Origin of the sequence: Klebsiella sp. HMSC25G12 (assembly GCF_001807705.1) — a bacterium.
In the GTDB taxonomy this organism is placed as follows: Bacteria; Pseudomonadota; Gammaproteobacteria; order Enterobacterales; family Enterobacteriaceae; genus Klebsiella; species Klebsiella variicola.
Genome location: NZ_KV789876.1, coordinates 52,122 through 66,238 on the forward strand (window position 1 = coordinate 52,122; position 14,117 = coordinate 66,238).

Sequence of the window (14,117 nt, forward strand, 5' to 3'; positions counted from 1 at the left end):
ACCAGCATCGTGCTGGCGGCGTATCGCTACTCGACGAAAGGTTATTACAACCTCAACGACGCGCTGTATGCCGTCGATCAGGAAAAAAACAGCCGCAGCAACTACACCCTGTGGCGGCAGAAAAACGGCATGACCTTCACCGTGAACCAGAACCTGCCGGACGGCTGGGGCGGGTTTTATCTGAGTGGCCGTATCTCCGATTACTGGAACCGTTCCGGGACCGAGAAGCAGTATCAGGTCAGCTACAACAACTCATTTGGTCGTCTCTCCTGGTCGGCGAGCGCGCAGCGCGTTTACACGCCAGACAGCTCCGGTCATCGCCGCGACGATCGCATTTCACTTAACTTCAGCTACCCGCTGTGGTTTGGCGATAACCGCACCGCCAACCTGACGTCGAACACCTCGTTCAACAACTCGCGCTTTGCCAGCTCGCAGATTGGTATCAACGGTTCGCTGGACAGTGAAAACAACCTTAACTACGGCGTGTCGACCACCACGGCCACCGGAGGCCAGCACGACGTGGCGCTCAACGGCAGCTACCGTACGCCATGGACCACGCTCAACGGCAGCTACAGCCAGGGCGAAGGCTATCGTCAGAGCGGCCTGGGCGCCAGCGGGACGATGATCGCCCATAGCGGCGGCGTGGTGCTCTCGCCGGAAAGCGGCTCGACGATGGCGCTGATTGAAGCCAAAGACGCTGCCGGCGCCATGCTCCCGGGGTCGCCGGGCACCCGTGTGGACAGCAATGGTTACGCCATCCTGCCGTATCTGCGCCCGTACCGGATTAACGCCGTCGAGATCGACCCGAAAGGTAGCCTTGACGATGTCGCCTTCGATCGCACCGTGGCGCAGGTTGTGCCGTGGGAAGGCAGCGTGGTTAAGGTGGCGTTCGGCACCACGGTGCAGAACAACCTCACGCTGCAGGTGCGCCAGGCGAACCATGAGCCGCTGCCGTTTGCGGCGAGTATTTTCTCTCCTGATGGTAAGGAGATCGGCGTTGTCGGCCAGGGCAGCATGATGTTTATCAGCGATGCGAATGCCAAACGCGCGATTGTGAAGTGGAGCGGCGGGCAGTGTTCGGTGGATCTGGGACCGCAAACAACAAAGGATAGCGTATGTCGCTGAGGAAATTACTAACGCTTTTTATCGTCTTAATGGCGCTGGGAACCACCTCGTCCTGGGCCGTCTGTACGCGCCTTTCTTCGCCAACGGTGATGCTGGACATGGTGGTGGGCAGGGTGGTGGTGCCTCCGGATCTGCCGGTGGGGTCGGTGATCCTCACCCGCGACTGGACGATGAGCGCCCCCGGCGGCGCGAGCTATCGCTGTACCTCCGGCACCAACCGCTTCGCGGCGAAGATTGTTGCGCCAGGGGCCACTGATCTCGGGAATAAAATCTATTCCACCAACGTGCCGGGTATCGGCATGCGTTTCAGCCGCGGCGGCGCGACGGTCAATATCGTCTATCCCGACGTCTTTTCGTCTCGGGTATCGGGTACCACCAACTATTCGCTGGAGGGATCGCGCTTTACCCTGGAGATAATCAAAACCGCGGCAACCACCGGCAGCGGCACCCTGGCAACAGGGAAATACACCTCCTATGACTGGGAGAGCGGCGGCAACCCGATCCTCGAAACCTATCTGAGCGCCAACGCCATCACCGTGGTCTCGCCCTCCTGTACGGTGATGAGCGGGAAGAATATGAATGTCGATGTGGGCTCCATCCGGCGCAGTGACCTGAAAGGGGTGGGCACTACCGCGGGCGGGAAAGATTTTAATATCGATCTGCAGTGCAGCGGCGGCCTGAGCGAAACCGGGTATGCCAACATCAGCACCTCGTTTTCCGGAACGTTGGCTACCAGCACGACGGCGACTATGGGCGCGTTGCTCAATGAAAAGGCCGGTAGCGGTATGGCAAAAGGCGTCGGTATTCAGGTACTGAAGGATGGATCGCCGCTGCAGTTTAATAAGAAATACACCGTTGGCCGCTTGAATAATCAGGAGATCCGCTACATCACCATACCGCTGCACGCGCGCTTTTATCAGTATGGCCCGACGACCAGCACCGGCGAGGTGGAGTCGCATATGATCTTTAACCTGACGTACGATTAATACGGGAGGGGGAATGAAGGGATTGCCGAAACACACTATCGCGTGGCTGCTATTCTGCGGCAGCCTCGCCGCCCCCTCGGCGTGGGGTTTCGAGACCAATTATGACCGCGGACGGGTCGAATTTGCCGGGCGGGTGACGGATATTTCCTGCAGCGTCGCGCTGAATGGCGGTCAGCATGCCGGCAATGGCAACGTCTGGCTGGCGCCGGTCAGCCTGGCGGAAGTGCACGATCGCGGGGCCGGGGCGTTTATGAAGCCGCAGCCATTTACCCTGGCGCTGTCAAACTGTCAGTTGCGCCATGACGGTGGGGCCGCCTTGCAGGACGAAGTGCGACGGGTCAGCGTTCGCTGGATTGACGGTTTTTTACTGACGGCGGTCGGGAATGAGAATGCGGGCTATCTGGCCAATACCTTGCCAGATGGGGCGCAGAATATTTATCTGGCGCTGTCGACCAATGATAATAATACGCTGGATAAAAGTAATAAAATTGTCCCGGCGGACCCGCAGCAAAATCAGGTGCATTTGCAGGAAAACGCGGTCAGCGGTGGGCTGTTCACCTATTACGTGGGCTACGTTTCGCCAACGCCAAAAAGCGCCACCAGTGGGCCGATTACCAGTTGGGCAACGTGGGAATTAGTTTATAATTAAGCAATGCAAAAAAGCCGGAGAATCCCCGGCTTTTTTTATCGGGTAATATCGTCAGCAACCAGTTGTTCAATACTGACTTCCTGCCAGTAATGGCCCTGAATGGCAAACCATTCCATTCCCTGCAACCATTTTTTATGGTCTTCGCTTTCCACCCCCTCAATAATCACGTTGTGATGATTGCGGGATAAAAAGGTCACCAGGGCATCCATTAACTGGCGGCCTGACTCTTTGCGCATCAGATGCCAGAAAAAATCTTTATCAATTTTGACATAGTCAAAATGATACCCTCTGATGGCGTTAATCCCCGCATAGCCTGAGCCGAAGTCATCGAGCCACAGCGAGGTATCTTGCGGGTTTTGCCAGGCGGCCAGGGAATTATTGAGAAGATTCTCAGCGTTTTCGGTCACTTCGAAATGGACGCAGGTGAGTGCGGCAATTTTATCTTTTATTTCCTTCTGACGCAGCAGATTCAGGATATGGTCGTCGACGTTAATCGTGGCGGAAATGTTGTTGTGTAAAAACCATTCTTTATGTTTTTCAATCAATGCCAGTTGCTCGAGAAAAATACGCTCACGAACCGCCGCGGTAGCATGACGAAAAAAATACTCAGGAGAGACGGTAAGATTATCGAAGCGGCTCAGGCATTCAACCGCGACTAAGGTACCTTGTGGGGAAAACATTTTCTGAAAGACGTAGCGTACAGCGATATCATTACGAGATAAAATGTTGTCTTCGGTTATTTTAGTGTTCATTATCCCTCATCACGAGGTTAGTCAGACAATAGGCAGAGGATACACTAATTATAGGCTACCTGATGGTTAATGGGAATGGCAGGAAATGTAAATCAACAGCGAATAAGTACGCTTTATCCGCTATTGATTTACTGGAGCATAATTTAACATTGATGGAGTGCGGCAATACGCTGGTTCATGGCGCGGGAATTATCAATGCCCAGCTTTTGCATGATATGGATACGATGGCTGTGAACCGTTTTATGGGCAATGCCGAGCAGGGCGGCAATACGCTTGTTATTATTGTTGGCAATCAGCAGTTCGAGGATCTGGCACTCCCGTGGCGACAGCTGTTTGCGCAACCTTCGCGGTGGCAGTTCGCTGGCGCCCTCTGCGCGCTTGACGATAGAGGAAAAAAGAGATAATGGAGATTTTTCGCTAATAATCATAGCATTATCAATAGTTATCAACTCTCTGCACAGGGCGACAATGTCGCTTTTCACCACCAGTACCGGCTGTTGGCAGCGCTGCAGAGAAAGGCGAAGCGCGTTCAGCAGGTCGACGATTCTGATGGCAGAAATATCCTTATTAATTAAATTGAAAATAACCGTCTGAGCCAGTGGTAGATGTTTCCCATGGATAACGTCGCCATAACCAAGACGGATGATATTTTCATGGCTATCAATAAGGTAGTGATAGATTGAGTGACCAATGAGATTATCATTGGTGTACAGCAATATACTGTCCAAGGGTATCAGATTCTCTTTTTGCGCTTGGCTTCTAAGATCAGGTCCAGCAGTATCTTCTCTATTCTGCGCTGGTCATCGAGATGGCGGAACTTAAACTGGCAGGATATCTGATAGTAGCTTTCACTCTCTTCATTGGCGTCATCAAGGGTGATAACAATGACATTCTTTACCACCAGGTCAATGGTGATCTCACCATATTCCGCGAGCATCAGTACAGCATTTTTCAGTAAGGCGTTATGGCTGAGAAATTTCAGGTTCGGCGTCCTGGTCATCAATGCGCAACCGCCATCTGAAATGTCTTTGATGTCGAAAAGATAGTTTTCGCCATTTTTATGGCGACCGCGGCAATAAAAATCATGTTCGTGGCGTAAACGAAAACGGGGATCGCGGCGGCGCTGTACGACCTGCAGACATTCAGGCAAAGAAAAGGCGTAGCGGATACCTTTATCCACACCGCTATTGTCATGTTTTGTCAGGGGTGCATTAAACTCTATTTTCCCTGAATCACTATGCAGGAGAAAGCGAATTTTATGCCCCGGCGGGATTTTGCGGTGAGTCTGAATATGGAACTCGGCAAAATCCACACGTGTCAGTTGGGTTACGATACTCGTGTTGTTAAAAAATATTTCAATTTCAGTACGTTTGCGCAACTCCTCTCTGAAAATAGCAATAATTTCATACTTACTGGTCTTTATCGTTCCCTCTGTCATGTGCTTCCCTTGTAAATAGTTGTCGTGAGGCGTTTGATTTTTCTTATAGCAATAGCAACATTCTGATTGGGTTAATCAGATGTTTTTATGAGCGTTTGATGTTATTGACTATCTTTGCAGCCAGATTGATATGTATAAACTTGGAATTCGATATTGTGTTTCCTGTAATCAAGAGTTTCAAATTTTGGTCATGACAAAAACGACAACGGCCTCCATGCTGGAGACCGGTCGAAGGATAAAAACAGTAGTTTGATTAACGGGGATAATGAGAAAACGATCGTCGATCACACCCCATTTGTAAGATCTATAGTGCCAGCAGTGTTGAGGTTTTTCCAGGCAAATATTAAGGATAGCTGTCGTTCCCCCCATTTCTCCCCACGGGTCAGGGGCGTGCGCGGGTGGCGATATTATCGAGGATGCGCAGGGCGTCGCCCGGCAGGGCCAGCTGCGCGGCGGCAATATTTTCCGCCAGATGCGTGCGGGAAGACGTGCCGGGGATCAGCAGAATATTCGGCGAACGCTGAAGCAGCCAGGCCAGGGCGACCTGCATCGGCGTCGCCTCAAGCGAGGCCGCGACCTCGTTCAGCTCCTGCGCCTGGAGTGGCGTAAAACCACCCAACGGGAAGAAGGGCACCCACGCGATGTGCTGCGCGGCGAGCGCATCGACCAGCGCGTCGTCGGCGCGATGGGCAATGTTATAGAGGTTTTGCACGCAGACGATGGGCGTCATTTTCTGCGCATCCGCGACCTGTTTTGCCGTCACGTTGCTGAGGCCGATATGGCGGATCAATCCCCGCGCTTTGAGCTCCAGCAGGGTAGTGAGCGGCGCCTCCAGCGAGCCTTCCACCGGGCCGTGAGGGCTGAGCATACTGCGCAGGTTCACCACCTCCAGCACGTCGAGCCCCAGGTTACGCAAATTATCCTCGACGGCCTGGGTCAGTTCGGCAGGCGACATGGCCGGCAGCCAGTTGCCCTTCTCGTCGCGGCGGGCGCTAACCTTGGTGACAATACACAGGTCGTCAGGATAGGGATGGAGCGCTTTGCGGATCAATTGATTGGTCACATGCGGACCGTAAAAATCAGAGGTATCGATATGGTTTACCCCGGCCTCGACGGCGGCCTGCAGGACGCGCACCGCCTCTTCGGGATCTTTCGGCGGGCCGAAGACGCCGGGGCCGGCCAGCTGCATCGCGCCATAACCCAACCGATAAACCTGGCGATCGCCGAGCGTGCCGCGACCGGATAAGGTGACACTGGACATACGAACTCTCCTTACGGTGGCTAAGCCGTAAGTGTAATCCGCTCAGGGGAAAGGGAAGGGCGAGAATGTTGTCAGAATGTGCGGCAGCGGCTCAGGTAAGCCGCTGCCGCCAGAGGCGATTAGCCAAAGAACATCACTGAAACGCAGAGCAGGCCGACCACCAGCGTAATGGCGTTACCCACCGAGCGGTACGGTTTAAGCGCCGGAATAAGCCAGGTGGACAGCGTGGGCATGATAAACAGGATCATGGCGATAAGCGGCCCGCTGATGGCGTAGATCATCGAAATGGCATTCGGGTTGATAAAGCACACCGCAAAGGTGAAGGCGGAGACCAGCAGGATCGACATCGCCCGGTTGAAGGCGCGGCTCTTACGCACCCCGACCAGCCCCAGCGAACTCTTGACGATTTCACTGGCGCCTTCAATCACCCCGAAGTAGGTGCCAAGGAAGGATTTCGACATGGCGACCACGGCAACGATGATGCCGGTTACCGCCAGCCAGCCGGGCGCGCCCGGCACCATCGACAGGGCGGAAAGGATGGTCACCCCCTGATCGCGGGCGCTTTCAATATAGGTCGCCGGGATCGCCAGCAGACAGCTGAAGACGAAAAACAGCACGCTGGCGCAGATGATGGTGTAGGCCACCTTCATGATTTTTTTGCATTTACCCATGGCCAGGTCGCCATGTTTCTCCTGCTGGTCGATAGCAAAAGTAGAAATGATCGGCGTATGGCTAAAAGCGAAAACCATCACGGGAATGGAGATCCAGATCTGATGGAGCGTGTGCGTGCTGAACTGCATCTGGCTGGTGAGGTGCTCAGGATGCCAGTCGCGGATTAAATAGAGGGAGAGAAACAGGAAGCAGGCGATAAGCGGGAAGACCAGAAAGCCCATCACCTTGATGGTGACCTGCCGCCCCATGAGAAAGATCAGGTTGAGGACCAGCACAACGCCCAGGCTCAGCAGCGCGCGCAGCGTGGGGGTCACCGGCGTACGATGCGCCACCTGCTCGGCCAGCGAGTTGGTGATGGCCACGGCATAGATGAGCACCACGACGAAGAAGGCGAGGAAATAGAGGCCGGTGATCAGGTTGCCGATTTTCTTACCATAGTAGTGATTGACTGCGCCGGTGATCCCGGTTCCCGGCGCGATATTGGCCGAGAGAATAAACTGGCTTAGCGCTTTGTGAGGCCAGTAGGTGAGCGGCCAGGCGACCAGCGCGGTGATGAACAGGACAATGGCGCCAGCCGAACCCAGCTGGATCGGTAGAAATAGCGTCCCAGCGCCTACTGCAGTGCCATATAAGGCAAAACTCCATAGAGTTTCTTCTTTAGACCAAATTTTAGACATTATGCGACTTTATCAACCGGTAAACCAAAAAAAAGGAGTGCAATTTACCATATTTATGGTTCGTCTGTTGCGATAGTTTTTGGTGATAAAGTCGCGGCGGATCGTGGAGGATCCGCCCGGGGCACTACCCGCGCGCCGGCTGGCGTGGGCGGCGGCGGCGGATAACGCGCTCGCGCAGGGTGTCCCATGCCCAGTTAAACGCCATGGTGTAGGGCAGGAAGAAGAGCATGAAGCCGATCTCCAGCATAAACGCCTGCAAGAGCGATACGCCCAGCACGATCGCCACCATGGTGACGCCAATGATGATGAATCCGGTCTCAAAGCCCAGCGCGTGCAGCGCACGCACTTTCAGCTGGCGGGGAAAGCGGGAGACCGGCCACAGGCGATCGAACATCGCGTTATAGATGATGTTCCATACCATCGCCAGGGTGGCGAGCAGAATACTCAGCCCGCCCATCTCCACGACCGAGCGCTGCATCAGCCAGGCGGCGGTAGGGGCGAGGATCAGCGTCGCCAGTCCTTCGAAGGTGATGGCGTGGATAACGCGTTCCGTAAGCGTCTTGCGCTGATGAGGGATCTGTTGCATGGCGAGCGACCTCCAGTTTTAGCCTGAACAGGAAATTACCCGGCATTTTATGGAAAAATATGATAAACAAAAGATAGAAAACATCGATAAAGTAGATAGATTATGCGTTATTCCCCGGAAGCGTTAACCGCCTTTGTGGAGGCGGTTGACTGCGGATCGTTTTCCGCTGCCGCCCGTCGCCTGCGTAAAAGCCAGTCGACGATCAGTACCGCTATCGCCAACCTGGAGGCCGATCTCGGCGTGACCCTCTTTGACAGGGCAACGCGGCAGCCGACGCTGACGCCGCAGGGGGAGCAGGTGCTGAGCTACGTCAAAGCGATCCTCGCCGCCAGCGAGCGGTTGGATGAGCTGGCGGTGTCGCTCGCCGGTGAGACGGAACCGCGACTGACCTTCGTGCTCTCGGACACCCTGCACCCGGACGTGCTGGAAGATCTGCTGGTGCAGTTTGACCGCCGCTTTCCCCATACCGAGTTTGAGTGTTTGATTGGCGAAGACGAGGATGTGATCGATCTCCTGCAAAAAGCCCGCGCCCAGGTGGGGCTGATTGAGGCCAGAGATCGCTACCCGACCGACATCGGCAGCACCCGCCTGCCGCTGCAGACGGCGATGGGCATTTACGTGGCGCCTGACCATCCGCTGGCGGCGCAGGGCAAGGTCGTCTGGGATGAGCTGCGCAGCTGGCGTGAGCTGCGGTTGAGCACCTTTCTGGCCAGCGCCACCGAACCTGCCGCAGGTCAGGTCTGGTCGGCGCCAAACTACCTGCTGCTGCTCAGCATGGCAGTGCAGGGATTCGGCTGGTGCATTCTGCCCTGTGCGCTGGTGGCGGAGTTTGCGCCGCAGGGCGGGCTGGTGGCGCTTGATATTCCCGGCTGGCCGCGGGCGATTTCGGTCGATCTGCTGTGGAATAAGAAAGCGCCGCCGGGGGCGGCCGGCAGCTGGCTGCGTGAGCATCTGCAGCGGCGTGAACGTTAATAAAAAGCGGTTTCTTTGTGATTGGCTTCACTTTTTTTAAACAATTACAAAGTTTTTTGATAACAATTATCTAGTATATCGCTGTTTCTTTGCGCAAAAGCACGGGCAGGGGTAGAGGATGAAGGATGTCGTGATCGTCGGGGCGCTGCGAACGCCGATTGGCTGCTTTCAGGGCGCCTTATCGCGCCATTCAGCCGTCGAGCTGGGGAGCGTGGTATTGAAAGCGCTGGTTGAGCAGACAGGGATCGATCCGCAGAGTGTGGATGAGGTGATCCTCGGCCAGGTGCTGACCGCCGGTACCGGGCAAAACCCCGCGCGGCAGTCCGCAATTCGCGGCGGGCTGCCTAACACTGTATCGGCCATTACCATAAACGACGTCTGCGGCTCCGGCCTGAAGGCTTTGCACCTCGCCACCCAGGCGATTCAGTGTGGGGAAGCGGATGTGGTGATCGCCGGCGGCCAGGAGAATATGAGCCGCGCTCCGCATGTACTCACCGACAGCCGCACCGGCGCCCAGTTGGGCAACAGCCAGCTGATTGACAGCCTGGTGCATGACGGACTGTGGGATGCCTTCAACGATTATCATATGGGCGTTACGGCGGAAAACCTCGCCCGGGAATACGGCATCAGCCGCGAGTTGCAGGACGCCTGGGCGCTCAGCTCACAGCATAAGGCGCGCAAGGCGATTGATTCCGGCCGCTTTCGCGACGAGATTGTCCCGGTTATTACCGAGCATAACGGCGCGGCGCGCACCGTGGATACCGATGAACAACCGCGGGTGGATGCCAGCGCGGAAGGGTTGGCCAGCCTGCAGCCCACCTTCGACCGCCTCGGGTCGGTGACCGCCGGCAACGCCTCCAGCATCAACGACGGCGCGGCGGCGGTGATGATGATGAGTGAAGCCAAAGCCCTTGAACTGGGGCTGCCGATCCTCGCGCGGATCCGCGCCTTCGCCAGCGTCGGGGTCGATCCGGCGCTGATGGGCATTGCCCCGGTGCACGCCACCCGTCGCTGTCTGGAGCGGGCCGGCTGGCGGCTGGACGACGTCGATCTGATCGAAGCCAATGAGGCCTTTGCCGCTCAGGCGATCTCGGTTGGCCGGGTACTGGAGTGGGATGAACGGCGGGTCAACGTCAACGGCGGCGCTATCGCCCTCGGTCACCCCATCGGCGCCTCCGGCTGCCGGATCCTGGTATCGCTGGTGCATGAAATGATCAAGCGTGATGCCCGTAAAGGGCTGGCGACGCTGTGCATCGGCGGCGGTCAGGGCGTGGCGCTGGCGGTAGAGCGCGCCTGACACTCTGTCTCGATCTACATGGCCTCCTGCGGGAGGCCTTTTTTATGCGCCGCACTTTGCCGAACCCTGCTTTTTCTCGCGTATTTCACTTCCCCCCTGGCGAATTTATTGAGCTCCGTCACGTCTTGTTGTGCCACATTTTTTGAAACAAATAACTACGATCCTGGTCACTAAAACTAAGGTGCTTAAAAAATAAAATAACGTTTCATAAAAACGAAATGACATTTTATTTATTATAAGGGGTACCCTATGTTAAAACGATCTCTGGTTCTGGCCGCCCTCTGTGGTATGTCTTTTGCGGCGACTGCGGTAACGATAGATTTACGTCATGAATTTATAGATGGCGGCAAGAGCGATAAAAGTAACGCCGACCGCGTCTCCGTTTCCCACCGTTTTGCCAACGGGCTAGGCTTTACCGTCGAGGCCAAATGGCGCTCGGGTGGCGACAACGGTTCGCAGCCCTATTCAGACGTGGTGGGTAATGGACATGAAGACACCATCAGCTGGCGCTGGAAAGCAACGTCGAACTTTTTCCTCACCCCCGGGTTTACCATTGAGAGCAACGACAGCCGCTCCATCTACAAGCCGCACCTCCACGTGCAATACAGCTTCGACAACGGCTTCTATGTCGCCGCTCGCTATCGCTATGAATACACCCGTTATCCGAACAACGCCGGTAAAGATGATGACAAAGTTAACCGCGGCGACGCGTGGGCCGGGTTTGCGCTTGGTGACTGGCGTACAGAGCTGAACTATGTCTATGCCCGCAGTTCCGAAGGGGTCAGCCGCAACGACAACAAACCCTACTCGCAGGAATATAACGTGAAGGTGGCTTATAAGCTGGATAACAACTGGTCACCGTATGGTGAAATTGGCAACGTCGGGGTGAACGACCGCAGCGATCGTCAGACCCGCTTCCGTGTTGGGGTGGCCTACTCGTTCTGACAGACCATTCAGCCCTCATCGTTTGTTTTCCCCGGCGCCGTCAGCCGGGGTTTTTTATGGGGGAAAGAGAAGGGACAAAAAAGCCCTCCGCGAAGGAGGGCAAGGCCAGTGACAGAAAGAAGTGTGGCGTGGATCAGGCGCTCAGCATTGGCGGATGCTCGGGTAATTTCGCGATATAGATGGCCGGTTTACCGTCTTTATCGGAGCTGAACAGAATGGCGCTGTCGTCAGGGGTAAACGAGGGGTGTGGGTGAGTCACCTGACGGCTGTTGGCCACCGTCGCCCACGAGGTATCATGACGCGCGACGCGGAAGTAGCGTTTTTGCGCCACGTTAAAGACATACAGATAAGGATCGTTATCAATGGAGTAGCCGCCGGTATCTTTGACATCCACCGGGGTCCCTGAGCCATCGCCCACCAGCAGCGTGCCGTCGAAATTGCTCATCAGATGCGAGCAGGCCGGCATCGTCATCAGGGCCTCGTTGACGCCGCTTTCGGGATCAAAGCGATAGATAGTCCGCCCCTGCTGACCTTTCAGATAGGAGACGTAGATCAGCGCCGAACCGTCCGGTACCCAGAATTCATGGGTGCAGCTTTCGCCCGGGGCATGCGTTTTCACTTTGCGGACGTGGCTGCCATCTTCATTGACCAGCCACATGCGGGCGTCCACCAGATCGTGCGGCCCTTCATGGCAGAAGGCGATGGTGTGGTCGTCGAAGGGACGATAGATCGGGTGTCCCAGCCAGATTTTTTCCTCATGGATCACCTGGCTCTCACCGCTGTGCAGATCGACGCGCAGCAGGCGGCAGTGTGGTCCTTTGTGAAAGAAGTCATGAAAAATCTGCCAGTCGTTGAGCGGCGTCCAGTCGCTTTTCGCAATCTCAATGCCCACCAGTTTGCTGCAATCGCTGTTTGCCACCCAGGTGCCGTAGCCGACCCAGTCATCGCTGACGCGATAAACTTCGCGCTCAACGAGGGTGGTCAGATTCACCTCCAGCAGGGTGCGGTCATTTTTCACGTAATAAAGCGACTTATCGTCCGGGGAGAGGAAGCCGCCGAAGGTGTTATCCCCGGCGCCTTCCGTCAGCTGGATGGCCTCGGCGCTGGCGATATCCAGCAGATAGTAGTTCCAGTGGCCGTCAAACTCGCCGGCGAACAGTAAATGGCTGCCATCGTTAAAAAAACACTTCTGATAGAAGTAGTTGCGATGACAGGTGACCTCCGGAGGGGTTAAGCGGGTAACTTCCGCCCCGGTATCCGGATCGTGGCTGACGTGATAATTCAGTTTGACCCGCATGCCTTTAGCCATGTAGTGCTCCTTTCTTTCCTGCGATGCCGCTGGACCAGAGGCGTGTCGCTGTGTGATGTGTTTTAAAAGATGAGTGTTAATTTATCAAAACGTCGTTTCATTATTTGTGATGCCTCACGCAGTTCAGCGTAATTCCCGCATTTTCAGCGGCCTGCTGGCCTCTCTTTGTTCGCCTCTCCAGACAACCGGTTGAATCATCGTCCTTTTAACACCTCTCCCGCCCGGCGCGTGCCGCCGGGTGCCTTCGCTTTTTCTTTTTTTGTAATCGCCATCATAAAAAATGAAACATCGTTTTAAATATTATTGAAAATGACAGGGGGCAGGGCTAAGATGGCACTCATCAGCAAAAACGGAACTCTGTTTTATTTTCATTATGGTGGGCTATGCCCGAGAGTTCACCCCACGCTCAGCTCCGCCATCGGCGTGGGCAGGGCCGAGAGAACCTTGCCTGCACGCAGCAGGCTCTGAACGATTAAGGAACACATTATGATTCTTGATGCATTCTCCCTGCAGGGAAAAGTAGCCGTCGTGAGCGGATGCGATACCGGTTTAGGTCAGGGAATGGCCCTCGGGCTGGCGGAAGCAGGTTGCGATATTGTTGGTATCAATATCGTCGAGCCAGTGGAAACCATCGAACGGGTGACGGCGCTGGGACGCCGCTTTCTCAGCCTGACCGCCGACCTGCGCCAGATCGACGGTATCCCCCAGCTGCTGGAGCGTGCGGTGGCGGAGTTCGGCCATATTGATATTCTGGTCAATAACGCCGGGCTGATCCGCCGCGAGGACGCGCTGGCGTTCAGCGAAAAGGACTGGGACGACGTCATGAACCTGAACATCAAGAGCGTATTTTTCATGTCCCAGGCGGCGGCGAAGCACTTTATCGCCCAGGGCAGCGGCGGGAAGATCATTAACATCGCCTCCATGCTGTCTTTCCAGGGCGGGATCCGTGTGCCATCGTATACGGCGTCCAAAAGCGCGGTGATGGGCGTGACCCGCCTGCTGGCGAACGAATGGGCCAAACACAATATCAACGTCAACGCCATCGCTCCGGGGTATATGGCGACCAATAACACCCAGCAGCTGCGCGCTGACGAACAGCGTAGCAGCGAAATTCTCGACCGCATTCCCGCCGGACGCTGGGGCCTGCCGGCCGATCTGATGGGGCCGGTGGTATTCCTCGCCTCCTCAGCCTCCGATTACATCAATGGTTATACGGTGGCGGTGGACGGCGGCTGGCTGGCGCGCTAACCCCCTCCGCGAGGCCGGGGCGGTGAGTATCGCACCGGCCGAGTGAGCAATTATTGTCCATATCAATAAGTGATAATCGTCCATATTCTATATCGCCTGATTAATGTTACTGCCCTGTATGGACAGGGTTATTCACTATGACAAACGCATTTTTTGTTCCTTAGAAAGTTTAATGTCCATCACAAAACCTCTCCTGCCAG

The 14,117-nt window shown here is 55.6% G+C and carries 13 protein-coding genes and 1 pseudogene; 7 read left to right on the forward strand and 7 right to left on the reverse strand.

What is annotated here, in order from left to right:
- From mrkC to mrkF, 3 genes and pseudogenes are all read left to right on the forward strand, one after another.
- Positions 1 to 1,125, forward strand: a pseudogene (mrkC, locus tag HMPREF3096_RS31425) (type 3 fimbria usher protein MrkC); the annotation flags it as partial.
- Positions 1,116 to 2,111 (forward strand): type 3 fimbria adhesin subunit MrkD, encoded by a 996-nt coding sequence (gene mrkD / locus HMPREF3096_RS10905; RefSeq protein ID WP_012540632.1) that lies wholly within the window; start codon positions 1,116 to 1,118, stop codon positions 2,109 to 2,111. The pseudogene mrkC and the gene mrkD, both read left to right, overlap by 10 nt.
- Positions 2,112 to 2,124: 13 nt before the next feature.
- Complete coding sequence (gene mrkF / locus HMPREF3096_RS10910; protein WP_032731215.1) at positions 2,125 to 2,760, forward strand: type 3 fimbria minor subunit MrkF; 636 nt, start codon at positions 2,125 to 2,127, stop codon at positions 2,758 to 2,760.
- 35 nt (positions 2,761 to 2,795) lie between these two features.
- On the opposite strand, the gene mkrJ is transcribed toward mrkF, so the two are convergent.
- The 6 genes from mkrJ to HMPREF3096_RS10940 all read right to left on the reverse strand — a co-directional run bounded on the left by mkrJ (position 2,796) and on the right by HMPREF3096_RS10940 (position 8,146).
- A complete protein-coding gene (gene mkrJ / locus HMPREF3096_RS10915) occupies positions 2,796 to 3,512 on the reverse strand; it encodes a cyclic-di-GMP phosphodiesterase MrkJ (RefSeq protein ID WP_032731214.1) in 717 nt (238 codons plus the stop codon).
- A gap of 143 nt (positions 3,513 to 3,655) precedes the next feature.
- Positions 3,656 to 4,228 (reverse strand): transcriptional regulator MrkI, encoded by a 573-nt coding sequence (locus HMPREF3096_RS10920; RefSeq protein ID WP_162822758.1) that lies wholly within the window; start codon positions 4,226 to 4,228, stop codon positions 3,656 to 3,658.
- A gap of 17 nt (positions 4,229 to 4,245) precedes the next feature.
- The gene (gene mrkH / locus HMPREF3096_RS10925) at positions 4,246 to 4,950 is read right to left on the reverse strand and encodes a transcriptional activator MrkH (protein ID WP_008806362.1); all 705 of its coding nucleotides are present in this window, start codon (positions 4,948 to 4,950) and stop codon (positions 4,246 to 4,248) included.
- Positions 4,951 to 5,332: 382 nt separating this feature from the next.
- Entirely contained in the window at positions 5,333 to 6,211 is an 879-nt protein-coding gene (locus HMPREF3096_RS10930; RefSeq protein ID WP_012540635.1) for an aldo/keto reductase family oxidoreductase, read from the reverse strand.
- Between the two features lie 119 nt (positions 6,212 to 6,330).
- On the reverse strand, positions 6,331 to 7,560 hold the full coding sequence (locus tag HMPREF3096_RS10935; RefSeq protein ID WP_008806360.1) for an amino acid permease: 1,230 nt from the start codon (positions 7,558 to 7,560) through the stop codon (positions 6,331 to 6,333).
- Positions 7,561 to 7,684: 124 nt separating this feature from the next.
- A complete protein-coding gene (locus HMPREF3096_RS10940) occupies positions 7,685 to 8,146 on the reverse strand; it encodes a multidrug/biocide efflux PACE transporter (RefSeq protein WP_008806359.1) in 462 nt (153 codons plus the stop codon).
- Positions 8,147 to 8,248: 102 nt separating this feature from the next.
- Here HMPREF3096_RS10940 and HMPREF3096_RS10945 point away from each other — a divergent pair, with 102 nt between their 5' ends.
- From HMPREF3096_RS10945 to ompK26, 3 genes are all read left to right on the forward strand, one after another.
- Positions 8,249 to 9,118: a LysR family transcriptional regulator gene (locus HMPREF3096_RS10945; RefSeq protein WP_008806358.1), complete on the forward strand. Its 870-nt coding sequence runs from the start codon at positions 8,249 to 8,251 to the stop codon at positions 9,116 to 9,118.
- 118 nt (positions 9,119 to 9,236) lie between these two features.
- Positions 9,237 to 10,415, forward strand: a complete 1,179-nt coding sequence (locus HMPREF3096_RS10950) for an acetyl-CoA C-acetyltransferase (protein WP_008806357.1) — start codon at positions 9,237 to 9,239, stop codon at positions 10,413 to 10,415.
- A gap of 249 nt (positions 10,416 to 10,664) precedes the next feature.
- Positions 10,665 to 11,360 carry a KdgM family porin OmpK26 gene (gene ompK26 / locus HMPREF3096_RS10955; RefSeq protein WP_012967271.1) on the forward strand — a complete coding sequence of 232 codons (696 nt, stop codon included), beginning with the start codon at positions 10,665 to 10,667 and terminating at the stop codon, positions 11,358 to 11,360.
- A 133-nt stretch (positions 11,361 to 11,493) separates the two neighbouring features.
- Here the strand turns inward: ompK26 and HMPREF3096_RS10960 are convergent, their stop codons facing one another.
- Positions 11,494 to 12,669, reverse strand: a complete 1,176-nt coding sequence (locus HMPREF3096_RS10960; protein WP_032731212.1) for an oligogalacturonate lyase family protein — start codon at positions 12,667 to 12,669, stop codon at positions 11,494 to 11,496.
- 486 nt (positions 12,670 to 13,155) lie between these two features.
- On the opposite strand from HMPREF3096_RS10960, the gene kduD reads away from it, so the two are divergent.
- The gene (kduD, locus tag HMPREF3096_RS10965) at positions 13,156 to 13,917 is read left to right on the forward strand and encodes a 2-dehydro-3-deoxy-D-gluconate 5-dehydrogenase KduD (protein WP_002916003.1); all 762 of its coding nucleotides are present in this window, start codon (positions 13,156 to 13,158) and stop codon (positions 13,915 to 13,917) included.
- Positions 13,918 to 14,117: the final 200 nt, after the last annotated feature.